The organism is Mesorhizobium ciceri WSM4083 (assembly GCF_000519305.1).
Classification (GTDB): Bacteria; Pseudomonadota; Alphaproteobacteria; order Rhizobiales; family Rhizobiaceae; genus Mesorhizobium; species Mesorhizobium ciceri_B.
In genome coordinates this window covers 1-24,355 of record NZ_JAFG01000022.1, presented here as the reverse complement: position 1 = coordinate 24,355, position 24,355 = coordinate 1, and the positions used below count along the sequence as shown (strand labels likewise).

Sequence of the window (24,355 nt, the reverse complement as noted above, 5' to 3'; positions counted from 1 at the left end):
TTCCAGCGTTCGTCTCCGAGGAACGGCCTCGGCGCCGAATGTCGAGCCCTCTAAGAAACTCCGGTGCGGAGCTGCCCTGTTGAGCACCGGGGCAAGGACGACATCCAAAATCGGCCGCCGGTGTAGGGTTTTATCCCTCAATGTCGGATATGTCCCCTTCGCCCAAGCCGGCCGGCAGTTTCTCTTCCATCTCGTCGGTCGGCTCTACCAACGCACCTCCATCATTGTCACCACCAACCTGGCATTCGGCGAATGACCGAGTTCTTTGCCCGCGACGCAAAGATGATGACAGCGCTGCTCGACCGGCTCACCCATCACTGCGAGATCATCGAGACCGGAAACGAGTCCTGGCGCTTCAAGAACCGCGCCTGACGCGCGTCCCATCGCCAAACAATGCACGCTCGCCGGGCTGCGCAACCCCGACCAGCTCCGCCCGGCGAGCGCTCTCGTCGTGCTTATGCAAGGGGTCAAAAATTGCACGCCGATCAGGGGTCAAAGTTCGGCGCCGATGGCAGGTCTCCGCTATGGTTGCGTCCCAGAACAACTGTCCGCATCCTCGGCGACATCGCCGTGCCGCCATCGAGGTCTCGGCGTTGCCATACGACGGTCCTGCTGTCGCCCGCTCGCCGTCTCAGGCGCGGATATCTTGCACCCTTATTTAACCCCGTGCCGAGGGGACCTGACCTGCGATGTTTTCGAAGCACCGCCTGACGTGCGCTCGAGTGCCTCAATGCTCTAAGTCTGGGCCAAGCAGGAAAACGCGTCTAACGTTCGTTCTTCGTGCGCTCGACGGCTCACTTGCTGGGACGTCACATCGCGATGTCGCCGGAGGCTGATTGGCCTACGGCGCGTCCATGCCGATTGTGGCGATCCTCGCGACCATCTGCCCGACCGCATTCGCCGCGCCGTCTCTCGTGGCCGCGCCCTCTTGAATTGAAGGTACAGGCAGTTCCTCTTTAAAAAGCGACATCCGCCCTGTCCGTCAGCCGGCGAACAGTTCGGAGCTACCCCCGGTCACCACCAGTTCGCCACGTCGAAATGGCAGCCAACGGCCTTGCGGGTGCACTCTGGCTCAGGCGTAGGTCGATGCCGAGGGGCACGTTCGGCATTGTCCGATAGCTGACATTGTCGGGGTACGCAACGTAGAGGAAGCCGACTCCCGGGTGCTTTTAAATGCTTTTTGGCTTGGCACGGTACATGCTCCTTATTGCGCAAAAAGCACGGATTGAGTGGTCCCACCGCCGCTAAAGCCGCTAGCATACGCCACCTTCCAAGGCGAACCCGGCCCGGCAGGGAGCTCCGTCTCTGCCGGGCATGCCTTTTCAGACGTACTCGCGTTCAGAAATTGGGCGGCGCAATGTCCGGGAATATGGAGGCCGTTTCGAGGGCTCTCCGATGCACGGCCGGAGCGCGAAGGGAGTGTTGGCCCATGAGGGTGGGTTCACGCTCAGCGTGTTCGTCGAGATCCGGTCAATTGTGTCGGCTTTGTCGGTTTGACGACGCCGCCTTGGTTGGCCGGCATCTTGGACGTTTTGGTCTAAGCCGCTTGAAAACAAATTACATAATGCCTTCTCTTACACGCTCATCTAGATGGCATGAATTTTGCGTGATTTCGCTGATCGGGCGGGAGCAGCTTGCCAGGGAAGAGCGAAGAGATGGCTCGACAAAGTTGAAGGACGGGGGAGCACAGGTTTGTTGCGAATGAATACGTTGCCCGCTGGCAGCCCTGCGTCTGCCGCTAGAGCTTCCGTGCGGTTTGAAGATGCGGCGAGGGACTGCAGTACGCGTGTCGATTACATGATTTGCAGGCGGGTCCAACAATGGGCGCTGCAGATGTGCATACCGCTGGCGAGGTACGTCCTCTTCGCGATGGCATTCTTCGTCAGCGCTATGGCAGCGAACGGACAGGAGACCAGCCTTGTCGGCATTTACCAGGGTTCGGAGCTAACCGCGGCCGCTAACCATCTGGGACAAGGCGGATACGAGCTGTCGGGTGGTACCAAAGTGTCTTTCGACAAGTGGTACCACAGCAAATGGATCGACATGCGATTTGAAATGTTGACGCAGCTGTCGGATGATTTCGGTCTCCTGTGGGGCGCTAGCACCGGACAACGCGCCGAAAAGGTCCGAATCGGCCCAAGTGTGAAACTCGGCTTTATTCTGCAAAAGCGACCGACGCCGTCCACGACGCTTTCTCTCACCGTCAGTTCGATTTTGGGCGGGAATCTGACGGAACGACCTTGCACGGCTGACTATGGCGCCGTCGGCGCCTTCCATACAGTGAATTGCCGTCTGGCGGCCTCGCAACTGCGGCCCTCGGATACGTTGAAATACATGACAAACCTCGAGCCAAGCCGATGGAAACTCGACCTTCGGTTCAGGGGTGAATTTTAGCGATGGTGAAAGGGAAGGCCGTAAATTTTCGTTGATGAAGAACAATCAGACAGGAAGTTGGTTATGCACAAAACACAATTGTTCCCGGCAGGTTTCCTTGTCGGTCTTATCGCGTGCCTGTTGGCTGCACCCGGTTTCGCGGGTGATCTCGATGCCGGTGTCAGCGGCAAAGGAACGACCGGTACTCCAGCCGCGGAAAGCAGTAGCTCGGGCTGTCCACAAAATGCCGACGGCACATTCTGCTGGATGAGCCCGGATATTGGTGAAGCATGGACATCAGGCTTTATCGGTTCCGGCGTATCGATAAACGTCATAGATGACTTCACGGGACAGCCATTTGATGCAGATCTCGGTCGCGGTAGGCAGACGCAGCGACATGGAGATTGGGTCTCTGAAATTGCCGGCATGGTCGCCCCTGGCCCAAACATATTCAAGTATGGCTATCTCGAGGGGTCTTCGATCGGGCTGCAGCACGGCCTCAATATCAGCCAGCATCCACGCGAGCAGGCGATCGTCGATGCCGCCTGGGCGGGCACTGCCATCGTCACAAAGAGTGCCGACAACCGCAGCAGCGAGGTAGGTAGGCCGCACGAAGGGGATTTCGATGAGCTAACCCTCGGGCCGATCGGGGCGCCATCGGCAATCTTCGTGGGTGCGCTCGACCATAATGGCACTCCCGGGAACAAGACGCGGCTGGCCCGATACTCGAATTATCCCGGCTCAAACCCCGAGGTGCGGAACCAGTTCCTGACCGTGGGTGTCGAGGGTGACAAGACTGGCCTATACGGCACGTCTCATGCGGCACCTGTGGTTGCAGGCTATGCCGCCATCCTTGGCAGCAAGTTCACGTCCGCAACTCCGACACAGATTACTAATCAGCTGCTGGATACGGCCAGGACCGATACGCTCGTCAACTACAATCCGGCGACTTACGGCCGCGGCGAAGCCAGCCTTTCGAGGGCGCTGGCACCCGTTTCGATTCACTAGACTGCCACCCTACCCTCATGCGTCCGAACGTGGGTGGATCGCGGCGCCCAGGCTGTGAATTGCCGTCTGTGGCGTGGCTGCTCCGGCTGGCGGACACGTTGAAGTACCCGGCGAACGCTCATCTGAATCCGCTGAACATCGGTCTCTGGTTCAGAGGTCGTTCCAGCCATGGTGAAATGCTTCGTCTTATTGAAGAAGAACAGTTCAAACAGGAGAGTTGAATGCAGATAAAGCGATTGTTGCCGATGGCGTACCTTGCCAGTCTTATCTTATGGACGTCGGCACCACCCGGTTTCGCCGATGAACTCCAATCCAGGCTCGCCGGCGATGGAGGAGCTGCAAGGCCAGCCATGGAGGGCAGCAGCTCGCGTTGCCCACAAAATGCCGATGGCACCTTTTGCTGGATGAGCCCGGACGTCGGCGCAGCATGGGCCTCGGGCTATAATGGGTCTGGCGTGTCGGTAACTATCATAGATAACTTCACAGGTGACATGGGACAGGTGGGGGATCTCGGCCATGGCCCCCAATGGCGGCGACATGGGCAGTGGGTCGCTCAAGCAGCCGGCATGGTCGCGCCTGGCGCAAACATAAGCGAGCTTGACTATTCGGAACAAGTTCCGCTCACGCTGAAGCAGGGCCTCAATGTCATTAATCTGAGCTATGGCCTTGACGAACCAGTGAGCGGGTACCGGCTTGAGCAGTCGATTGTCGATGCGGCTCGGGCGGGTGCTGCGGTCTTCACAAAGGCAGCCGGCAACGGGTCCGTAGCGGTAGATACCCTTGCCGATGGGGATATTGATTTCCTTGCTCTCGACCTGATTGGGAAGCAATCGGCAATCTTTGTGGGTGCACTGGAGCGCAATGGCACTCCCGAAAACAAGGCAAAGCTCGCCTCCTATTCGAATTACGCCGGTTCAGATTCGGAGGTGCAGAACCACTTCCTGACGGTGGGGGTAGAGGCGGACAAGACTCACCTACCCGGAACGTCTGTCGCGGCATCTGTGGTTGCAGGCTATGCCGCTATCCTTGGCAGCAAGTTCACGTCCGCAACACCGACGCAGATTACCAATCAGCTTCTGGATACAGCCCGGACCGACACGCTCGTCAATTATGATGCGGCGACTTATGGTCGCGGGGAGGCCAGTCTTTCGAGGGCACTGGCACCCGTTTCGATCAGGTAGACGTGCATCCGATTGAGCAGCTAAACTTTCTGTGAGGCGTCAGAGCCACAAAAATCGCCTCACAGAATTTGACCCAGAAACCGCGCGGTTCGTCCCGATCCAATCGCGAACAAGAGTCATCGCGTTTTATCGAAGTCTGTTGGTCTGGCGGTCTGGCTGCGCTTGCAAAGCCGGCAAAAACGCAGATGTCGATCGGGTGGTCGTCCTACGTTTCCGAGGCGATGGTCGCCTCATCGCAGCGTGCCGACATGTGGATCGCTTCGTCTCAATCGCAAGGAAAGCGCTGGAAATCCCCAAGGGTCTGATGGGTGGTCGGAGAGCGCGGCCGACCAATTCAAGCAGCGCTTATTAAACGAGTTTTGCGTTGCTATTTCAGCTGAACGACATCGCCGGAGAGAATATGCTGGAGATCTTCTTGATCAGGTGTGAAAACTGTGACTCAAGCGTGCTCTATCTGGTCGTCGCCGGCGAGCACATAGCGGGACCCCCCAGCGCAGTGGTGAGCTGGGCCAAGCATGGGCGAGGGAAGGGCCGCGAGCGTGACAGCGCGCAGATCGGTATCCGGCTTAACGAGGCCTTGCTCATACCTGTAGCAAGCGTCGACGAGACGTCTTCGGCAATTTTGACCGAGTCGGCGCGTTCAGCCGGCGCGTTGCCTTCGGGCGGGTTCGTCCACCTGGCGCTCTTTTAGACTAGCACTTCGTGCGTGAGGGCTACGACGTAGCTGAGCCGCTGTATACGGGGGGGTGCGCGCGAGGCGACGATGAGGTCGAGTTGTCCCCCGATCGCCTCTAAGTAGCTCTCAAGTGTCGACAGATACATATCGGCCTGGTTCTCGATCTTCGAAACAGGGGCTTGCTTGATCTTGATGTCGAGGCAATCTCTGCCTGCGCTTCCCCGGCCGCACGGCGCAGCTCGCCGAGGCTCTCGACGTCCGTCCTTTGACTCTTCGAAACGTGCGTCGACACGCTCCCGACGCTGCTCAGGGAGGCTGCGATCACGTCATCAAGCTTGCGTTCCATTATTTTCTTCTCTTCTTAGCCCCGCCGGGCGGGTGAGATCTCCCTTGATAGCGTTTGCGAAGATCATCAAGGTCGATGGTATGGAACAGCCCTAAGAAACGGCATCGAAGGCGCCTACCCTGGTCGTGCTGAATATCACAAACAGAAGGAAACGATCTATGGAACAGATTGCCACCGTCGGCCTGGATCTGGGCGCTCACGTTTTTCATGGGCGGCTACGGGTGCCTCTTTGCAGGATCGGAATTGCTCCCACCCCGCTGCGCGAAGATTACACTCGACGCAGGTCCCGCAACCGAAACCCCAGCTATGTCTATGTTCGCGGTCTCCGCTATAGCAGGTGTGGCTTCCCTCGCAGATGAGCTTCACCAGCGCCTCGCCGCCCAGCCAATCCGCCAGCGCCCAGGTCTGCGCCTTGTCGCGCCGCATGAGGGGTGTGTGAATGACGAAACGCGTCTCCATTCCAAGGTTCAGGGCAAGTTGCATCGCTTTAACTGCGTCATCTCGACAATCCGGGTAGCTGAAACAATCCGTCTCGGACACGCCGATCACGAGGTGTTTCGCGCCCATCTCCGGTAAGCTGTCGCGGCCGCAAAGCCGAGGAACAGAAGGTTGCGGCCAGGCACGAAGGTATTTGTTAGACCGTTCGCGTTCAGTTCGACCTCGACGTCACGCGTGAGCGCGGTATCGCTGATTTGGCCGAGCACGGCCATGTCAATCATGTGGTCCTCGCCTAGTCTAGTTTCCGTCCATAAACGTGCGTATTTCAGTGCGTTTACAATGACTTGAGCCCGACGGAAAGCGCCTTTGACGGGCATGGACGGATCGAATAGCGCTGTTTGTCGCCGAAATGGCGTGATCGGTGCGATGAAGGGCACTCGGTGGCGGCCGGCATAGGTCGGCGCAGCGCAACCGCGATCCCGGGGGGCAGTTCAGGTCGGCTTGAGGCGGGTGAAGATGACGAGGTTGTAGGCCACGACCGAGGACCAGACGTAGGTCTTGAAGTGATCGAGGCCGCGCCAAGTGCAACGCGCCAAACCGTAAGCACGCTTGAGGCATGAAATGCCGGCCTCGATGCCGGCGCGGAAGTTGCGCAGCTTGCGATAGACCCACTTGCTTCTGACCATGTCCTCGATCCTCAGGCCAGCTTTCTTGTGGAAGGCCATGTCGGAAACGCCCCACGCCTTCGCCGTGGCCAGGTTGGCGCGAGTGGCGAAGCCACCGTCGGCGGCCGCCTGCCGTGGTGCCTGACCATAGAGGGCGATGTGGCGCAAAAGCATCGGCAGCAAGCGGTCGCTGTCAGCTGGGTTGCCTGCTTCGATCATCAGATCGAGGATCATGCCGCTCCTGCCGGTGGTGAGATTGAGCTTGTGGCCGTATTCGGTATCGCGGCTGCCTTTGACGATGATATCGGCATGCTCCTCGAACAGGCTGACCAACTTCTCGCCGGCGGGCACCGGCTCGCCGGCCAACACCCGCCGCTCGCTCTGTCTGATGATCCGTTCGACCAGCGGCCGATAACGGCGAACCTGGATCTGCCATAGGGCTATGGACGGTGTGCTCGCCACGGCCAAACGCTCGCTCGCCTGCTCCAGATAGGCCAGGGTCGCGCGGGTGATAGCGATCAGCTCGCGATAGAGTTGGACGCGATTGGGCCGGCCGCGCGTGAACTGGATCTTGCGAGCCCGCTTCTTGGCTGCACGGCAGTGATCGCGCCATGCCATGCTGGTGCCGCCAATCAAGACATCAGCTCGCTTTAGAAGGCGCACCATGACCCGCACGGCATCCCAAAGCAGGCTGCTGTCACTCGGCTCGTGCATGAGTGCCGAGGTCACGGTGCTGTCCAGCCGCACCACCGTGCCGTCTTCGAGCTTCGCCTGTCGAGCGCTCGACAGCAGTACCCGATTGATCTCTTCCCAGGTCTCGGGCCGCATCGCGCTGATCGTCTTTTGCAGCGCCGACTTCTGGGGGCTCCATGACAATGGTAGGCGGGCAAAGGCGCGAAACGAGGCAGAGTCCTCAAGATGGAACGCCAGCTCCTGATAGCTCAACTGCCGGTATTGCTTGAGAAGCGCGCAACGCAACACTGCTTCAGCAGGCAGGCCTTGCCGTCCGGTAGCCTTGACACCGACCCGGACCAAATCGCGCGCCACCAAGCCAAGCAGATCGCGATGCTCGTCCAGCCAGCGCGACATTGCCTCCAGTTCGCGTCCGATCTCGTGCGTGGCGAAAACATCGAATATACTCGCTTGGTCGGTGCGTTCTTGGCGCATTGTCGGCTCCGGCGGTGGCAGGACTTTGGAATCAGTGGCATGATCCAAGATACCTGAAACCGCCGGGCCTTGCTCGCGCAAAGCTACGATTCACCCAATAGAATCAATCGCTTGCCGTTTACGGACGGAAACTAGTCTAGTCGCCCACGCCAGGCCGGAAAGTCTGTTCGAATGCGCCCGAGCAGGTGGGGCCGCACATCGAGCTCGATCCGATGCCGCTGCCCATAGTCGAAGCCGATTGTCTCGACGCGCTCGAAGTTCTCCAGCGCCCAGGCCAGGCAGGTTGTCGAATCCTGGCCGCCGGAGAAAAGGACGAGTGCGGTTCCCGGATCTCGTTGCATCGGGTCAACCCCCGTATTCAGCCCAGCACAGCGGTGTCTCATAGACTGTTGCCGAGCACATTTGGCCAAGAAGCGGCTTGGTTTGGTTCCAGATCCAGACCGCAATGTTTTCCGCTGTCGGATTGTCGAGACCCTCAATCTCATTCAGATACTGATGGTCGAGACGTTGTAGAAGCAGTTCGAACACAGCCTCGACATCGAAGAAATCGATGACAAAGCCCGTGTCTGGATCGACGGGCCCTTCCAGACGCAGTTCCACACGGTATGAGTGGCCATGCACGCGGTGACAGCGATGGGTCTTTGGCACGCGCGGAAGACAGTGCGCTGCCTCGAAGGTGAAAGCTTGCGTAATTTTCATGGGATCCCGAGAAGTTTGTGGGTTTGCAGGCTCAGGCGCCAACGTGGGTTGGCAAGACAATAGGCCACTGCGGCGGCCGTATTCGCCTCGCGCTCGGGCCCATCCATCGGCTGAAGCAAAAGGTGCTCAAACGCGAGAAGTTCGAAATGTTCGGGCTCCGCGCCAATCTGAGGATATACAAGCTTTAGCTCGTCCCCTGCCATGACCACGAGGCGTGCATTGCATTTCGGACTGACGCACAGCCAGTCGATGCCGGCGGGTGTGGGAATGGTACCGTTGGTCTCCACGGCAATTTCAAACGCCAGGGAATGCAGCGCTTCCAGGAGTTCTTCATCGATCTGGAGGAGGGGTTCCCCTCCGGTGAGCACGACAAGACGCTGCCCAGTTCCCGACCCGCGCCAGGCTTGTTCGACCGCCAACGCAAGCCCCCGCGCGGTGTCAAAATGTCGGCCACCGGGGCCATCTACCCCAACGAAATCGGTGTCGCAAAACCCGCAGAATGCTCTTGCCCGGTCGCCTTCACGTCCCGACCAAAGGTTACAGCCGGCGAAACGACAAAATACGGCGGCCCGCCCGGCATTTCGTCCTTCGCCTTGTAGGGTGTAGAAAATTTCCTTGACCGCATATGGCATTGCTTACGCAACCTTCCGCCGAGCAAGGGAGCGCCTCTGCTCGCTTACGAGACGCGGCAAAAGGTCGGAAATGCCCCATTGCAGGTTTTGCAGCTCGGTCCACCGTCGAGACCCGATGCCGAAAACCGGTTCGGCCGAACTCCACACGGAATTAGGGTTCAGTGGGGGAAGGTTGCGGGCAAGGATCTCTGGTTCCTCGAAGCCTATCACTACGAGAAACGCCGCTATCACGTCGCTCATGGCGATGATGCCTTGACAAGGACTAGGCGTGAGAATCCTGGCGTCTCCTCGAAAGCCTGCCTCACGGCACGGAAGAACTCGCTCATCAGCCGCAAGCCGCGCTCCAGGATGAGGCGCTCGTGCGATGAGTATGTCGTGTGCGGCGGCAGGGCGCGGAGAAAATCCGCCATGTCCTGATCGGCGATCTGAAGGGCTTCATCGATGGTCTTGCCGAGGATGAATTCCGTAAATGTCGAGCAGGCGGTTATTGCCGAGCCGCGGCCGAAGGTCTGGAACGCTGCGGCGGTGATCATTTGGGTCTTACGGTCGAAACCCATCGTCAATTTAAGCCCACTGCCGCAGGCGACGGCGGCGACCTCGCCTGCCGCATTGGGGGCGTCCAAAGCGCCGACATTGTTCGGGTCGATAAAATAGATCTTGTCGCTGATGATGTAGACGTTGTCGGTGTCGTCCCGCATGGCACCGATCCTTGTCGTGATGGCGGCTAGCCGAAGGATTTGCCGCAGGCGCATTTGTGCCGCGCGTTGGGATTGTCGAAGACAAAGCCGGAGGAATCCAGGTCCGTGACGAAGTCAACGGTCATGCCGGCGAGATGGGGCTGGGAGGTTGCGTCGACAAACACCTTGACCCCACCCGTCTCAATGACGGCATCGCCCTCGCGCGAGACGCGTTCCAGGCCCATCAGGTATTTGAGGCCGGCGCAGCCGCCCGCCTCGACCATGATGCGAAAGCCCTCCGCCGGTTCGTCGGCGCGGGAAAGCGCGTCCTTGACGGCAGCGACGGCGTTTTCCGTGAGTGTGATCATGGGACTATTTTCTTGCTGATGCGTTCGCAAGCCACGCTGCACAGAACGTGCCAGAGAGCACCAATCCATAAAACAACGGGTTGGCGGATTTGGCGCCCAGTCTGACATCCAACAATTGTCGGATGTCGGACAGAGTGAAACTTTCCGTACAGAAGCGGCGTCGGACAAATCGCCAGTGTCGTCGCCTGAGCCAGCATTTCCGGTCATATGAATGTTGACCAGTGTAACGCTGGGAACTTTTAGTGTGCCGCGCTCTAAAAGCCGCGCCGTCGTGACCACGCAGTCGGTGGCGAACACCGGGTGGTCGATAGCCGCATCGATCGCGCCTTCTCGAAGCAGGCGCCGTCGATTCTGCGTCGGCTGGTGGGTGCCGAATACCATTCGCGTGCTCGGTCCATGGACTGTAGTGCGGCCGCCATCTCGCGAGGGCCGACTGAGGCATTCAATATGCCGTGAAGCCAGGTGTGGGCCAACACGCCGCCGAGGGAACAGCGCAATCACCGCCAAGGCGGCCACGGCCACGATTAAAGGTCGCGGCCAAATCCATTTCTGTCGCCAATTCGCGGTCTGGCTCGCCCGCGTTCCAAAGCCAAACTCGAGCGAGCACCGGTCTCGCCGTCACATCGAAGGAGAGAAATTGCTATTAGCCACAGCTACTTGTCGGCAAGGATCCGTTGCGGCCGACGTAGAGAAATACAAGCAGCGTGGTTGCAGTCATGCTGGAAAAGCGGTGCGGTTGTGTCAGTCGCCCTCGCCAACAACGCCACCGATAACGTTGCCGCAAAGGCGGGTACTGCCACGCTGTCGATACCCAAAGCGTTGCAACAGATTCGTCAAACAAATTTACAGACTCTTAGCGAATGCAAGTCGCTGACAATGATACATTCACTGCACGTCCGATATTGGCCACAGCTAATCGTCGAAATCAATGGTTTGGAATGTGTGAACATAGAACCTGCAGCGTTGATCGCGAGCCGTATGAGGTTATTTAATGGATATCGACATTTTTGAAGCTTATGAGTCTAACGTTCGTCGATATGGACGATCATTTCCAACAGTCTTTAAAAAGTCACTTGGGGCGACAATCTGGGACGAGTCAGGAAAACCATATATTGATTTCCTTGTAGGGTCAGGTGCCCTCAACTACGGCCATAATAACCCGGATATCATTGGGCCGGCAATTCAATATCTCGCCGATCAAAATATTGTCTTGTCGCTTGATATGTATACATCTGCAAAGCGTGATTTCATCGAAGTGTTCGTCGATTCGATCCTGAAGCCCCGGGGCCTTTCTTACAAGATACAGTTTCCTGGGCCGACCGGGACAAACGCTAACGAAGCGGCGTTGGCGCTGGCGCGAAAATATACCGGCCGCTCAAGTGTCATGGCCTTCACAAATTCGTACCATGGCATGTCGCTCGGCTCCTTGGCGGTGTCGGGTTCAGCGTCAACCAGACAGCTTGGCGGCGTTGCTCGCCACGATGTGATCCGTGTCCCTTACGAGAACTATCCGAACCAAACTTTCGATTCCGCGAGTTACATCGGTCACGTGTTGGGCGACCCAGGCAGCGGGATAGAAAAGCCGGCCGCAATCATCCTGGAACCCATCCAGGCAGAAGGCGGCATGAACACCGCATCCGCACCATGGCTCTCAGAAATTCAGCGCATTTGCCGTAAGCACGACGTTGTTTTCATCGTCGATGACATTCAGGCAGGGTCGGGTCGAACGGGCGATTTCTTCTCGTTCGAGTTCGCGAAAATCGAGCCCGACATCGTGTGTCTTTCGAAATCGCTAAGCGGTTCAGGTAATCCGTTGTCCATAGTTCTGATTCGCCCCGACATGGACATATGGAATCCGGGAGAACACAGCGGGACTTTCAGAGGCAATAATCTCGCCTTCGTGACTTCCGCGGCCATGTGCGCAATGTGGTCCGATAGGCAGTTTACTACAGCCGTCGAGCGGACGGCCGTCAAACTGCAAGAACACCTTGATCGCCTCGTTGCGAAATTCCCCAAGTGCATCGAACAAAAGCGCGGCCGTGGTCTGATGACCGGACTCAAGTGCCATTCACAGGCCGTTGTTGGCCGTGTGCACGATGTCGCATTCGAAAACGGCCTGCTGATCGAGTCCTCGGGGCCAAATCGCGACGTCATCAAGGTCCTTCCGCCGATAACCATCTCAGATGACGAACTCGATCACGGCATTGCCATCCTCGATCTGGCACTTCAGGAGAAAACCAATGGCGACTAACCAAGTACCTCAAACGCCGGCCATCTCGCCTCTTACGATCAAGGAACGAACCGGCTCGATCAGCACTGCGGACATCATATCGGTCCTTAAAGGTGAGATCACGGCTCTTCACATCAAGCAAGGTTTCAGCACCGTAGTAGCTGAGGAGATCACCACGAATTTTTTTGGCAGCCCCGGTCTCAACGAGCGCAAAGATGGCGTCCCCGGACAATATGTCGGCGCATCCCACTACAGGAAGGATGCAGCCACCTATTTCAAGGAGGCGGATAATGCGCGGCCGCACGTTGACGCCCTTTTTGGCAATCTAGTTGACCCGGTCCGAGCCCTATTCGACGCGTTGAAGCGCGAGCTTCACAACCAAGGCATTGAATTGCGGCTGGCGCGCTCAGAACACGGTCAGGCGAACGTTTGTCGGGCTCTCAGTTGGACCGGAAGCGGCACATTTTCCTTGGACCCCCACGACGATGTCGCTCAAGTGTTACGTGCTGGGAACGATTACGAGCTTTCTGCGGTGGCGCACAACACCGTCGCAGCACTCAACTTTTATCCCAGCATGCCTGAGGAAGGTGGAAACTTGAGGCTATGGAGTCACAAGCCGACAGTCGCAGATCGAAAGGCGCAGGGTGTGGAGACCACGGGATATCCCTACTCCGCAGCTTATCTCGAGGCCGTGCCTAGTCGCGAAATCCAGCTCAAGGCCGGGGATATCGCGCTACTTGACGGCGGTTTCGTTCATGGGGTTACCGGTCAATCAGGCAACGGAAAGCGTCGCGTGCTGCTGAATTGCTTTTTCGGATTTGCGCGACCGGATCTTGTTCTCTGGTGGACCTGACGTTGGATGGCCAATCCTGCCGGGGCGCCTTAGGTGCCACCCCTCGCCGACACAGGTACCGATTGTCTATCGCGTCACTGCCTGGTGCGCGGTTGACTTAGAAGTTATCTCTGTCCGCTTAATCACGGCCTATAAGAGCCCCGACCTCCGTGAGCCACAGGCTGTTGTTGCCGAACCTTCCTGGGAGTTGGGAGCTGGCATCGTCTCACGTTTCAAAGAGCGTAGCCGAGCATGCACCGCGAGGTGAGGTCAAGCAAAGATAGAAGCAACGGGAGAAACTACAGGCAAGACGTCTCCCTCCTCGATGATAGATCGCGCGGCGCGCAGTGGACGCTGCCGACCTTCGACTCATGAAATGGACCCGATTGGTGCACCCGCCGCTGGGCACATCTAGGTGAAAATATTCTGCCAAAGAGATGTTATTCTCCGCAACAGAACGGCCGAGAAATCGGAATGCTACGCGCTCCTAATCTATAAGCGTAGCTTACATTTCAATAATTCCAGATTTCATTGCCTTTATGGCGGCTGTAGTCCTGCTGCCAGTGTCCAGCTTTCTCATGACGTTCTTAATATGAAAGTTAACTGTGTTCACTGAAATGCCTATGATTTGGCCAATTTCCCAGGAGGATTTTCCTTTCGCGGTCCACAGGATACACTCCTTTTCTCTCGGCGAAAGGGAAGGTGTCTCCTCAGCGCCTCTGATCGGTCGGTCTTCCACAGTCTCTGCTCCGCAGCCGTTTGCAGGATGTTGCCAGTGGGCACGAACTGCCGGGTGTAAAGCTACGGGCTGTTCGCCTTTCCTGGGCAAGTCTGATCGATTTAGCATCTGACGGGCAATTGAATTGGTTAATTGTCGTAAATATGTATTGCCTCGACGTTATTCGAGTGCAACATTCGCGTTCCGGAATATACATTGTCAGATTGTTCGTCGTTTTCCGCGTGACAAGTTTGTACACGGCGTAATTAATCGACGAAAAACATCTTCCCGAGAATGAAAACCTAGCGGAACGATGTCGGCATGCAAACTACACAGCAGCGAGATTGGTGTTAGTCCCCCAGGTTCCCGGCCCGAGACTGGCCGACAAACGGTTCTCTCCAGCAGGTTGGGCTCAACTCGAGGAGGATCACGGCGTCACCGACATCGATGTGTTGCTCGTAGTAGCACACAAGGCGCCGCCGTATGTCAGCTGAAGTTGCGTCGACCGCGCAGCAGGAATTGGAAGCGCTGCTAGTTGTTCGGGCGGGTCGATGATCTGGGTGACGGCCTTGCCTTGAGCTTAAACCGGGCGCCTCCGCCGGCGATGTCGGCCGGCGTCAAGTTGACCAGCGAAAGCCGCACGTCGGTATGGACCGCAATTGGCGTTTGCGGCGGTCGATGTTCTTGCTGCGCCATAAACTGTTTGCGCACCAGGAGGCACACATGCCGCGTCAGCGGCTTCGTTGAATGGTCTGGTAGCGACCGGGTTTCCGGCTGATTGCCACGTGACGTCGAGCAGTCTTGGGTCAGAAATGTTACGCGATAATTGTCAGTTTTAATAATATACTGGGGAGTCCTATTGTAGCTGTAATGTTACTATTCCCGACAACGTGTTAGAAAATTGTGTATGTCCAACGCACCAAGTTGGGAGATGTATCGCGGGCAAGGATGTGACTTCCAAGCTTTCAGGAGCCTCACAAGGCCGAAAACGTCAAGGGATGAACGATTATGGACGCGCTGCCACTAATTTCACTTGCGAAACTGGGCGCCGATGCAACCCAACGTGAAGAGCGGCGTCGCCTACAAATGGCCTGCCAGGAGTACGGGTTCTTCTATCTTGTCGAGCACGGCATACCGAAGGAGCAGATTGTGCAAGGGATCGAGGCTTCCCGGCGGTTCTTCGCGTTGCCGGAGTCGGTCAAACAACGCTTCGGTCACGCAGCTCAAGGCATGTATCCCACTATCGCCCGTGGATACAGTCCATTGCGCGTCGAAATTCTACATCGCGACGCCGGCCGCGATCCAAAGGAAGTGTTTGATCTCGGAATCGACAGCGAAGGCGACCGTCGTCCGTTTGCCGGGAGCACGCTGTTTCCGGATGAAGTCGTGGCTCCTGGTTTCGCGCCGAGCCTGCTTGCTTTGCAGGCTACCGTGCTCCGCGGAGTTATCCCGCAGCTCGGAACCGAGCTTGCCGACTTGATCGGTTTGGAACAAGGCTGGTTCCGGCGCCATTTCAGCCCGCCGACGCTGGGGCAACGCGTAATTCGATACCCAGCTCGCGGCGGCACGTGCGCCAAGCACACCGACGGTGGCTTCTTCACGCTGCTGCTGCAAGAGGAACTACCCACCCGGTCATTGCAGGTGTGGTTGCGCGGGCGCTGGATGCCAGTGCCGAGCCTGCCCGACAGTCTCGTAGTCAATTTGGGCGATATGCTTCAGGCCCTGAGCGACGATCGCTTCATGAGTACGCCGCATCAGGTCGCGCACAATGGTCTGAGTGATCGAATTTCGCTTCCCTTCTTTATCTATCCAGACATTGACGCTAGCCTGATTTCGCGGCAAGGGCGGCACACCTTCAACGTCGCGGAAATGATGCTAGCCAATATGGCGTCAATAGAAACCGGGAATGGTGCCGGGCGCGCGCGCGAGCTGCAGTAAGTGTCCGGTTTTTCTCTAGCATGCGCATACTCATTGAGTTGTGGCTGCGCGAGGTCCGCGCGGTACTTTTCAAGCAATCTGCAGCGCCACGGTTTTTTCGTGTGCTGCTGCCCTGAGGTGATGATTTCGAAAGAGGAAGTGGAGCAGTCGAGATGATTAAGCTGCGGCACGCTCGCTGAGCCGCGCGAATGCTGACGTCTGGCTTGCCTCTAGACTCTACGCGGTGAGCGGAAGGCCGACTTCAGAATCTAAGCCACATCGACATCGGCATCATCCTGCAGGCGGCGAACGGAAGCCGATTTTTAGTCATCTTCTTTTCAGCGCTAGTGCCGCCTGTCCAGGTCAGGTCCACCCTCAATGCCGGCAAAATGCACCTCGACTTCATGGCGATTAGTCTGATGCTGACAACCTTACGGACCGGAGAATACTCATGTACGTGAGCCTTGGCCCGAACTATGCGCTGCAAGCAACCCAGAATTGGATCAGCGAGCTGGCGTGGAGACTTCGCTGGCATGAACGCGGGCGGGTATACCGGGTCCTGATTGCGACGCTCCACCCCCTGCGCGATTGCCTGGATCGCGACGAGGCCGTGTACATCGGCGCGCAGCTGCCAGCGTTGCTGCGTGGATTTTATTACGAAGGTTGGCATCCCGCCCGGCGCGCCAAAGCGACAAACCGAAAGTCGTTCCTTGCCCGGATCCACGAAGGCGTGCACCGCGACCCGGCGGTCGATCCCGAAGAGGTTGCCCGCTCGGTACTAGGCCAGTTGGCGGACCGTATGTCTGCAACAGAGATCCAAGAGGCGAAGGCCGCCACACCAAGAGTGCTGAACGACCTTTGGCCAGTCTGAGATAGATGTCTTCAAAAGCAAAGAAAGCTATTAAGGCACTCTTGAATCCTAGCGACGGCAAGCCCTTGATGTCGTTGAGCAACTTGCGCAAATCCGGCCTAGACTTCAAAAGCGCGAGGTGTCGCATGGCAGTTGGTATTCAAGATGGCATTCTGGCATCGATCGTCGCCGCCGCGCGCGATTCACCCTCAGGTGAGGCGCACCCAGCAGGACACTGTGAAGTGAGTTTGGCGAGTTCGAAAGTTCTGTGGAAGGCAGGGAGTTGGGTCGTGGTCTGTACCAATACCATTCTCTGGACCGCCCGACTTTGCCGTTTTCCGGCTCAGGTGATCGCCCGGCTGTGTCCCGGGTTGCCGGGACCTTGTGATCGCGCTCACCGAGCGCGCTCGTTGGTGGTCTCCGCGCCAATGGTCCACCTTTCCGGCCGCTGCAACGAAGGTGTTGTCCGACGAGGGCGGTCCGGTTGTTTTATTGGGAAGGAGGCTTTGTCAGCCCAGAAAAACAATATGCCTTTAAAAAAACGACTGGTATCGTTTAAGCTGCACGACCCCAACCCGATACTTTTTCACGAGGAACTCATTCGCTGCGACGGCCGGATTGTCGGCTATATTTCGTCGGGAGTGAAAAGTTTTACGATCGGCACGTCAATTGGAATGGGATATGTTCATCACTCGGCGGGTGTAACGAAGGACCTGATTGACAACAGTCGATGGCAAATTGAGATCGCGGGGAACCTCTACGAGGCCGACGCATCGTTGCGGGCGTTTTTCGATCCAAATGGAGATCGGGCTAAGCGGTGATGAGCGAAGGGTGAGAAGGAGCTGTGCTGACGTACGTCTGACAACTCGAAACACAGTGAGCTGATGCGCACTGGCACGGCATCATGACGAACCCGAGAGGCCCCTTGTGGCGCGCTGAGAGCGTCGATGAACAGGTTTTGCATGGCGAATCGTCAACCGCCAGCACGCGTTTGAGAAAGGTTGTGATTGGCGAGCTCTTCTTTGAGGTTGCGCTCTTGCGTGGTCAGCGCCAGGCCTGTGATGGTTTCGAAACCGGTGAGCGATAAGCGTATTCAGTTGCTTGCCTTGCGCTTCGCGGTCTGACAATGGAAATGCCGCTGCGGGATGTTGGACGCGTCATCCAACACGATACGCTCCGAGCTGTGACGGCTGCCTTGAACAAGGACCGACCTTTTAAATCCGCTCGAGCCGGGCATCGCTTGGCGCGGCACCGGGCGCAAATCAAACGGCCGAAGATGATGCCCCCTTTTGTGGCATCTTAACGAAGACTGCGGTGAGTATCAGTCCATTGGCGATGACGAACCGGCCGCGAAGCTCCCGCGCATGATGGTCGACCGGCACGAGTGTGTGGAGAACCCGAGCGCAAAATGTTCCTTTATGCGGCATGATGGTGACCACCGCGTCCTCGAAGCCCAGCCATTCACGTGTGAGCGGGAACCATGCCTTAAAGATGCTTTCCTTAGCACTGAAGAGCAACCGGTCCCAATTGAGGTTCCCGGGTGCGTTGGCCAGCCAATATCGCTCCTCATCAACCGAAACGAGCTCCAACACACCAGACGGTAACTCGTCGTCGGCTTCTGCATCGATTCCAAGCGCAGCATAGTTCTCATGCTGAGCGACGGCGGCGGCATAGAATTCAGCAGTATGTGTTATGCTGCCAACGACACCAGGTGGCCAAACTGGTTCACGGTGGGGTCCAACTGGGATCGCGCAGGGAGGGAAGCCGAGCTTGGACAAAGCCGCCCTAGCACAGGCCCGCCCGATCGAGAATTCGCGTCTTCTGCTATCGACTGCAGTGGCGATTGCGCTCTCTTCTTCAGCCATCACCAGGACCCGGCTGAGATCACTTGCCCGACAGGTTTGTACGGCAACATTTGGGGGGAGCAGCGTATTCAGATTTCCTCGCTCTCTCGGCCACAATGTGCTGCCGGGCGGCTCATGCACGCCGCGCTGCGGCAACATCCGTCTTTGTCCCAGCGACATTACAGACAGAGCAACCAGCCCGGCCACATATCTCAGCAAGAGGCCCCGGCTGGCCGACAGTCCCTTAAAAACCCAAAAGACTGGAAATAGCAATACGGATGAAAAGTATCCCTGCCGCGCGATGGAAACGACTGCTCTCAGACGTACTCTCCCCAGTGACTGAAGCAGGATGATCACAACGAACTGACCACCAATGAGGCCAAAAAAGGATGGACTACAACACACGTAGACCACGCAGAAAAGCTGACTGAACAGGAACAGCGCGGCCTACTCTACTCGAGCGAAATCCTGTGCTCCCCAACTTCCAGGGTTTCCTCGACCGTGCCGCATGGCCGAGAAGGCGCTGACCGCCGTCATCCGGGAAGCTTATGTACAAGCCATTTCGACCCGGTCGGTTGACGACCTGGTCAAAGCTATGGGGATGAGCGGCATTCCAAGAGCCAGGTCTCGCGACTTTGCGAGAGATTGACGGCAAGGTCGCCGCGGCGGGCGCATCGTCTCGATCGCCGTCATCATTGCGGGGGGGACAAGGCGGACGGCCGGCGCGAGGTACTAGGCATGGAGATTGGCACCTCGCCGAGCCGATCTGGACGGATTTCCTGCGCAAGCTGCCACGTCGCGGCCTGCGCGGCGTCAAGCTCGTCGTCTCCGATGCCACGAAGGCCTCAAGCCGCCGTCACCAAGGTGCTGTGTGCTACGTGGCAGCGCTGCCGCGTCCACTTCATGAGGAATGTGCTGGCATGCCGGCAAGAGCGGCCGCAGGGTCGTCTCAGCCTTCATCGCCACTGCGTTTGCCCAAGAGACCTCGGAAGCCACCAGCATCCAATGGCGCGACGTCGCCGACCAGTCCGGCCGAAGGTGCCGAGAAGCTGGCGACAATCAAGGACGACGCCCAGCCCGACGTGCTGGCCCACATGACCTTCCCCAAGGGACATCGCGCCAATCTCCACTCTACCAATGCGATCGAACTTTTCAACGGCGAGATCAAGCGGCGCACCGAAGTCGTCAGAATCTTTCCGAACGCCGATGCGATTAAGCGCCTGGTCGGCGCAATCCTGCTCGATCAGAACGATGAATGGGCAGTGCAGCGGGCCAGAAATATGACCCTGGAAACTATCAGCCGGATGAGCACTGATCCGCTGATCCCCTGATCAGCCTCTGCCGTCGCGCGCTGATCTGCCCGGCCCATGCCGGAGAGCACGGCGACCAATGCCCCAGGCAGCGGGACACGATCTTCGTTGTCGCTGGAGTGTTCGATCGGCGCAATCTCGACTTGATCGCCGCGCAGCATCTTAGCCCTCAGAAAGCCGACTTCCTGCGTCCATATTGAAAAGTCGCACAAAAGCGGCGCCTTGCGGCTGCTAGATTCACCAGGCGAGCGTTGTGATTAGCGCCAGTTGGACGACAGTCCGATGGGTAGTTCGATTGCATCGCTCCAAAAAGGGGAACTGCCCCGGCGGTCAACAAAAACGCATGCACTGCGATTAGCGGCCAACGAAATGGAAGGAGTTTACCAGATGAACAAAATGGCATTTTTTCGAGCGCAGAACAAACCTCTTCAGGCGCGTGGTTCTGAACGGGCTGGCTGCTTGGGGTGCTGCGGCTTTGGCAATCGGCTTGGTGGCGGGGTCAGCCTCGGCGGGTTCGCTACTCGATAAGATCAAAAAAGGAGAGCCGATCCGGATCGGCTACTCCAATGATGCTCCATGGGCTTACTCCGGATCCAACAATGAACCGCTCGGCATAAGCAATACGATTATGCTGGCCGTCTTAAAGAAAATGGGGGCCGGCAAGGTAGAGCTGGTCAGTGCTGAATGGGGCGCGCTCATCCCCGGCCTGCAGGCCGGCCGCTTCGACCTTATTGCCGACGCCATGGGCGTCCTGCTGGTCTTGGGTGGGGAGAACGCCCGAAGGAGACAAATTTACGCCAGATGCGAAGCTTTTCGCCACTTGTCGACCCCTCAAGCAAACGAACAGCACAAATCTCGTCCGGTTTCTGGCGTCCAAGTTCGTCCCAATGGGTGATGGAGAAGGCCCGTTCCGGACACCCAAATTTATGCCAACTGCTAGCACCCGTCACAACGCAACTTACACAAACAATTGTGGCGATGCGTAAAGGTGACGTAGGCGAAAGGGACTGGACCGCTAGCGCATACCGCTTTGCAAGTCGGAAGCAGGGGGATGATCGCTACTGAGCGTCAGCGATTTTTACACTGAAATTCAAAAAAATGTATATTGCAATTGGTCTTGTTGATCTCAATTTAAATTAGTGGCTATGGGGGTTGCAGTCTAAAAATCAAGAGCTGAATGTAGATGCTTCTCCTACGCGAGCTGGCCGCCATGGCTGTGCCGAGTTCACGCATGTGGACTCATGGTGAAAGGTGATATGGGAGCGGCTGAAGGAGGGTGGAGCGAACTCCGCCGTGACGTTTGGCGTCGGACTACGCGACCGGCCGCGCATGCAACGTTTGTCTTTTTCTTTTTCGGCAGCGTGGTGCTGATAGGCGGCCTAGGAATCTGGGTGGAATTGATCAACGCGGCAAAGGCGCCATCGCCTACGGATTTTTTGCCCGTACGCACAGCAATGGCCACATTTTTTCCCGCCCTGATCGGTTCGACATGCTTCCAGATCGTGCTGGGGAAATATCTGAAGGCGCTCCGCGCGGTCGCGTTCGTTGGCACAACAATTATCGCCGCTGTAGGTTTTTGGTTAGTCCTCGACCGCAACCTTTCTACCACTTTGTCGCTGTCCATCGGAACGCTGGCTTCTCTTGTCTCGCTTTGGTTCTGGTGGATAGCAAACGCTGACAACCCCGACTTTTTTGACGAGCCACTGGACCAAGCGGCCTTAGGAGGCAGCACCGATCGTCCCCTGGGTGGCGACCTTGGGGTTTTGAATCATGACCACGTTCCCATATCGAACCAGGGCCCTTCGCGTTCGGCAGGAACTCGCAGAGTGTTGGGTAATAGCACTGCCGGCTCGCCTGCTTCTCGATGTCTGCTTCAGCGACGTCCTCACTGCCGAGCACACTGACGACGCAAGCAGGCCATACAATCTTGGCGGAATTCAGCGTGAATATCGCGAGAAAAGGCTGCAGGAGATCGGCAAACATATCGATAGGGACGACACCGCGTTCCCCAACTCGATCATCCTGGCGGCGAATTCGCGGCCGAGCGACGGCATGACAGAAGACGATCCGGTTCGAGCGCATGACGATGACCTTGCCGTCATGGATGCTGCCGGTCCTGCGGCCCGTGTGACTGCAAGCAGCATGGTGTTCTGGCGCATGATACGGAAGACGCGCTTGTGATCGACGGCCGGTTCGCCCGTCTTGGCGCGTTCCCTGTTCGGCAGGGCTGTGATGCGACGATAGCCATAGGTAGGGCGTTCGTCGATCAGGCGGCGAACCAGCTCCAAGAGCCCATCGTCGTCGGGTTTGCGATAAGGCCCGCGCGGCTTCACCAGGCGATGCACCTTGTCATGGAGATGGGAACGAGCCACCCCGAGGGTCTCGGCAACGGCCTTCATCGGGAACCGTCCCTCGGCTGCGACAAGAGCCGCAAGTTCGGTTTTTTTGACTCCGACCTGGCCGGCGCGTCCTTGAGGATCTCCACTTCCAGGGTCTTGCGGCTGAGAAGCCGCTCGAGGTCGCGAACGCGCTCGTCAAGCCGCCGCACTTCCGAACTCCCGACCGCAGATTCGTCCGATCGCAGCCGTCGAGGCCGATATACTGTTTCATGGTTGTCTCCCGTCTGATGCTCGGCCCGGCGATGTGGTCGTGAGCCCGTTTTCCATCCTAGGGGGGCAGCCACCCTTCCAACGCATCAGAACCGCGCCGGTGTTTGATGACGTCGACCCGCGCGCCTGGCTCGCCGATATCCTGGCGCGCGTAGCAGCCCACCCAGTACAGGGGGTCGACGAACTTCTCCCTTGGAATTGGCTCCGCGAGGGCATCGCCCCCGCGGCCGTTTAATATATGCACATCAATGAGATCTGCGCGTCAAGCACAGTCCGTGCGACGTGACTTCGGCATCGAGCAGGTGGGCTGCTAGCCATGCTAGTACCTCTGCACAGAGATTATGACTCTTTGACGGTTGGCTTTGGGTAGGCCTTGGCCATTTTGAGGCGGGCCTGTTGGGTTGAGAACATCCAGTTGATGCGGGCGCCACTGGCGTTTCGTTGGTGTTGCCAGGCGGCGACCTCGGCGACGAGGCTATCGCGGCTTTCGATGCGACGGTCGAGGCACTGGCTGCGCAGGACGCTGATCTCGATCTCGACCATGTTGAGCCAGCTGGCGTGCTTGGGCGTGTAGTGAAACTCCAGCCGTCGCAGGATGCGTCGCGCCTGTGATGGCGGCAGGGCCTGATAGAGCGCGGCGGGCGAGTGGGTCGACAGATTGTCGAGGACGACCCGGATGCGCTCGGCCTCGGGATAATGGATGTCGACGAGGTCGCGCATGCAGTGGGCAAAGTCGTCGGCCGCGCGCCGCTCGGTGACCTTCACCTTGCGCCATGAGCGGTGCGCGTCGAGGAAGACGAACAGGTTGGCGGTGCCGTTGCGCTTGTACTCGCAGTCATAGCGCTCCAGCCTGCCCGGTGCGGCTGGGATGGGCTGGCGCACTTCGCCTATGAGCTGGGTCGGGCTTTCGTCGAAGCACACGACCGGCCGCGCCGGATCGGGTGTCTCGGCATAGAGGTCGAGCACATCCTCCATGCGCGCGACATACTCGGCGTTGACCTTGGGAATGCACCACATGTCCTTGCGCCACGGCTTGAGATCGTTCTCGGCCAAGCGCCGGCGCACTGTCTCGCGCGACAGTTGCTCATGCTCGGTCAGCTTGACGAACGCGTCGGCCAGCAGCTCCAGTGTCCAGCGGGCCCGCCCGGGCGGCGGGTTGGAGCAGGCGGTGGCCACCAGCAAGGCTTCCTCCTTGCCGCTCAGCTTGCGCTCCGCGCCGGGGCGCGGCTCTTCGCTGAGCGCCGCCTCCAGACCCATCTCCACGAAACGGCGCTTGGTGCGGTAGACCGTGGAGCCGCCGACCACCACCGTCGTCGCAATGGTCTCGTCGCTGTGGCTGGCATCGGCGGCGAGCAGGATCTGTGCCCGCTTGAGCTTGCGCGCCGGATGCTTGCCGCTGCGCAGTATGCTCATGAGTTCGTCGCGTTCGGGTTGGTCGAGATCGACGCGATAGCGTATATTCATCCGGATGGCCTCCTTCGGGTGCGGAGGTTCCGGATGAATCGACAAATGAATCAATTGCTTGACCGACAGCCGCCTGCCCGACCCCGATTCACCGACAAACAGGGGCAGTATCTCGCCTTCATCTGGGCTTACATGCAGGTCAACCGCCAGCCGCCGGCCGAACGCGACATGCAACGCTTCTTCGGCGTCACCGCGCCTTCCGTCCATCAGATGGTGCTCACCCTCGAGCGTGCCGGATTGATCCGCAGACAGCCTGGTGTTGCACGAAGCATCGAACTGCTCGTCGAACCCGATAGCCTACCCAGGTTGCAACCCATCGAACCTGTCAAATCCTCTGTGCAGAGCTACTAG

The 24,355-nt window shown here is 58.2% G+C and carries 21 protein-coding genes and 6 pseudogenes; 16 read left to right on the top strand and 11 right to left on the bottom strand.

From position 1 onward, the window contains the following. Nucleotides 1-145 precede the first annotated feature (145 nt). The 6 genes and pseudogenes from MESCI2_RS01000000135415 to MESCI2_RS0124340 all read left to right on the top strand — a co-directional run. Nucleotides 146-372, top strand: a pseudogene (locus MESCI2_RS01000000135415) (ATP-binding protein); the annotation flags it as partial. A 317-nt stretch (nucleotides 373-689) separates the two neighbouring features. Further along, nucleotides 690-836: a DNA -binding domain-containing protein gene (locus tag MESCI2_RS1000000139215; protein WP_346558049.1), complete on the top strand. Its 147-nt coding sequence runs from the start codon at nucleotides 690-692 to the stop codon at nucleotides 834-836. 1,033 nt (nucleotides 837-1,869) lie between these two features. Next, nucleotides 1,870-2,394: a hypothetical protein gene (locus tag MESCI2_RS0124360; RefSeq protein WP_245270454.1), complete on the top strand. Its 525-nt coding sequence runs from the start codon at nucleotides 1,870-1,872 to the stop codon at nucleotides 2,392-2,394. Between the two features lie 63 nt (nucleotides 2,395-2,457). Continuing rightward, entirely contained in the window at nucleotides 2,458-3,381 is a 924-nt protein-coding gene (locus MESCI2_RS1000000138100) for a S8/S53 family peptidase (protein ID WP_027038808.1), read from the top strand. A gap of 221 nt (nucleotides 3,382-3,602) precedes the next feature. Further along, the gene (locus tag MESCI2_RS1000000138570; protein ID WP_081738883.1) at nucleotides 3,603-4,562 is read left to right on the top strand and encodes a S8/S53 family peptidase; all 960 of its coding nucleotides are present in this window, start codon (nucleotides 3,603-3,605) and stop codon (nucleotides 4,560-4,562) included. A gap of 400 nt (nucleotides 4,563-4,962) precedes the next feature. Further along, on the top strand, nucleotides 4,963-5,253 hold the full coding sequence (locus MESCI2_RS0124340; protein WP_155936663.1) for a hypothetical protein: 291 nt from the start codon (nucleotides 4,963-4,965) through the stop codon (nucleotides 5,251-5,253). Between the two features lie 487 nt (nucleotides 5,254-5,740). Here the strand turns inward: MESCI2_RS0124340 and MESCI2_RS01000000135405 are convergent. The 7 genes and pseudogenes from MESCI2_RS01000000135405 to MESCI2_RS0124295 form a co-directional block, all read right to left on the bottom strand. Then, nucleotides 5,741-6,321 (bottom strand): annotated as a pseudogene (locus MESCI2_RS01000000135405) (7-cyano-7-deazaguanine synthase); the annotation flags it as partial. Between the two features lie 192 nt (nucleotides 6,322-6,513). After that, on the bottom strand, nucleotides 6,514-7,854 hold the full coding sequence (locus MESCI2_RS0124325) for an ISNCY family transposase (RefSeq protein ID WP_027038805.1): 1,341 nt from the start codon (nucleotides 7,852-7,854) through the stop codon (nucleotides 6,514-6,516). Nucleotides 7,855-7,991: 137 nt separating this feature from the next. Then, nucleotides 7,992-8,195, bottom strand: a pseudogene (locus MESCI2_RS0124320) (7-cyano-7-deazaguanine synthase); the annotation flags it as partial. A 4-nt stretch (nucleotides 8,196-8,199) separates the two neighbouring features. Continuing rightward, on the bottom strand, nucleotides 8,200-8,553 hold the full coding sequence (queD, locus tag MESCI2_RS0124315; RefSeq protein WP_027038803.1) for a 6-carboxytetrahydropterin synthase QueD: 354 nt from the start codon (nucleotides 8,551-8,553) through the stop codon (nucleotides 8,200-8,202). Then, nucleotides 8,550-9,185 carry a 7-carboxy-7-deazaguanine synthase gene (gene queE, locus MESCI2_RS0124310; protein WP_027038802.1) on the bottom strand — a complete coding sequence of 212 codons (636 nt, stop codon included), beginning with the start codon at nucleotides 9,183-9,185 and terminating at the stop codon, nucleotides 8,550-8,552. The genes queD and queE overlap by 4 nt, the downstream gene beginning before the upstream one ends. Before the next feature lie 236 nt (nucleotides 9,186-9,421). Then, nucleotides 9,422-9,883 carry an iron-sulfur cluster assembly scaffold protein gene (locus MESCI2_RS0124300; RefSeq protein WP_027038800.1) on the bottom strand — a complete coding sequence of 154 codons (462 nt, stop codon included), beginning with the start codon at nucleotides 9,881-9,883 and terminating at the stop codon, nucleotides 9,422-9,424. Nucleotides 9,884-9,909: 26 nt separating this feature from the next. Further along, the gene (locus tag MESCI2_RS0124295) at nucleotides 9,910-10,230 is read right to left on the bottom strand and encodes a HesB/IscA family protein (protein WP_027038799.1); all 321 of its coding nucleotides are present in this window, start codon (nucleotides 10,228-10,230) and stop codon (nucleotides 9,910-9,912) included. 991 nt (nucleotides 10,231-11,221) lie between these two features. Between MESCI2_RS0124295 and ectB the strand changes: the two genes are divergently transcribed. Both ectB and MESCI2_RS0124285 read left to right on the top strand, forming a co-directional pair. Then, nucleotides 11,222-12,481: a diaminobutyrate--2-oxoglutarate transaminase gene (gene ectB / locus MESCI2_RS0124290; protein WP_027038798.1), complete on the top strand. Its 1,260-nt coding sequence runs from the start codon at nucleotides 11,222-11,224 to the stop codon at nucleotides 12,479-12,481. Next, the gene (locus MESCI2_RS0124285) at nucleotides 12,471-13,313 is read left to right on the top strand and encodes a hypothetical protein (protein ID WP_027038797.1); all 843 of its coding nucleotides are present in this window, start codon (nucleotides 12,471-12,473) and stop codon (nucleotides 13,311-13,313) included. Before ectB ends, MESCI2_RS0124285 begins: the two co-directional genes overlap by 11 nt. A gap of 484 nt (nucleotides 13,314-13,797) precedes the next feature. Here the strand turns inward: MESCI2_RS0124285 and MESCI2_RS1000000138970 are convergent. Continuing rightward, nucleotides 13,798-13,995 (bottom strand): annotated as a pseudogene (locus MESCI2_RS1000000138970) (helix-turn-helix transcriptional regulator); the annotation flags it as partial. Between the two features lie 1,023 nt (nucleotides 13,996-15,018). Between MESCI2_RS1000000138970 and MESCI2_RS0124280 the strand changes: the two are divergent. The 3 genes from MESCI2_RS0124280 (at nucleotide 15,019) to MESCI2_RS1000000138965 (ending at nucleotide 17,598) form a co-directional block, all read left to right on the top strand. After that, nucleotides 15,019-15,948 (top strand): 2-oxoglutarate and iron-dependent oxygenase domain-containing protein, encoded by a 930-nt coding sequence (locus tag MESCI2_RS0124280; RefSeq protein ID WP_027038796.1) that lies wholly within the window; start codon nucleotides 15,019-15,021, stop codon nucleotides 15,946-15,948. Nucleotides 15,949-16,378: 430 nt separating this feature from the next. After that, nucleotides 16,379-16,798: a DUF2267 domain-containing protein gene (locus tag MESCI2_RS1000000137335; RefSeq protein WP_081738881.1), complete on the top strand. Its 420-nt coding sequence runs from the start codon at nucleotides 16,379-16,381 to the stop codon at nucleotides 16,796-16,798. 125 nt (nucleotides 16,799-16,923) lie between these two features. Then, entirely contained in the window at nucleotides 16,924-17,598 is a 675-nt protein-coding gene (locus MESCI2_RS1000000138965) for a glycine cleavage T C-terminal barrel domain-containing protein (protein WP_245270453.1), read from the top strand. Between the two features lie 441 nt (nucleotides 17,599-18,039). Here MESCI2_RS1000000138965 and MESCI2_RS0124265 read toward each other — a convergent pair whose 3' ends face one another. Next, complete coding sequence (locus tag MESCI2_RS0124265) at nucleotides 18,040-18,642, bottom strand: 4'-phosphopantetheinyl transferase family protein (protein WP_245270452.1); 603 nt, start codon at nucleotides 18,640-18,642, stop codon at nucleotides 18,040-18,042. A 463-nt stretch (nucleotides 18,643-19,105) separates the two neighbouring features. Between MESCI2_RS0124265 and MESCI2_RS01000000135400 the strand changes: the two are divergent. The 3 genes and pseudogenes from MESCI2_RS01000000135400 to MESCI2_RS1000000138090 all read left to right on the top strand — a co-directional run. Next, nucleotides 19,106-19,952, top strand: a pseudogene (locus MESCI2_RS01000000135400) (IS256 family transposase); the annotation flags it as partial. Between the two features lie 454 nt (nucleotides 19,953-20,406). Then, a complete protein-coding gene (locus MESCI2_RS1000000136275) occupies nucleotides 20,407-20,826 on the top strand; it encodes a transporter substrate-binding domain-containing protein (protein ID WP_245270450.1) in 420 nt (139 codons plus the stop codon). Between the two features lie 496 nt (nucleotides 20,827-21,322). Further along, the gene (locus MESCI2_RS1000000138090) at nucleotides 21,323-21,835 is read left to right on the top strand and encodes a hypothetical protein (protein ID WP_155936662.1); all 513 of its coding nucleotides are present in this window, start codon (nucleotides 21,323-21,325) and stop codon (nucleotides 21,833-21,835) included. 33 nt (nucleotides 21,836-21,868) lie between these two features. Here the strand turns inward: MESCI2_RS1000000138090 and MESCI2_RS01000000135390 are convergent, their stop codons facing one another. Continuing rightward, nucleotides 21,869-22,330, bottom strand: coding sequence for an IS3 family transposase (locus tag MESCI2_RS01000000135390; protein WP_050596664.1), 462 nt, complete (start codon nucleotides 22,328-22,330; stop codon nucleotides 21,869-21,871). Between the two features lie 316 nt (nucleotides 22,331-22,646). On the opposite strand from MESCI2_RS01000000135390, the pseudogene MESCI2_RS1000000137330 reads away from it, so the two are divergent. Beyond that, nucleotides 22,647-22,775, top strand: a pseudogene (locus MESCI2_RS1000000137330) (transposase domain-containing protein); the annotation flags it as partial. Nucleotides 22,776-22,879: 104 nt separating this feature from the next. Here MESCI2_RS1000000137330 and MESCI2_RS0124230 read toward each other — a convergent pair. Then, nucleotides 22,880-24,004, bottom strand: a complete 1,125-nt coding sequence (locus MESCI2_RS0124230; protein ID WP_027038787.1) for an IS630 family transposase — start codon at nucleotides 24,002-24,004, stop codon at nucleotides 22,880-22,882. Nucleotides 24,005-24,049: 45 nt separating this feature from the next. Between MESCI2_RS0124230 and MESCI2_RS0124225 the strand changes: the two genes are divergently transcribed. Further along, nucleotides 24,050-24,355: a LexA family protein gene (locus tag MESCI2_RS0124225; RefSeq protein WP_032901297.1), complete on the top strand. Its 306-nt coding sequence runs from the start codon at nucleotides 24,050-24,052 to the stop codon at nucleotides 24,353-24,355.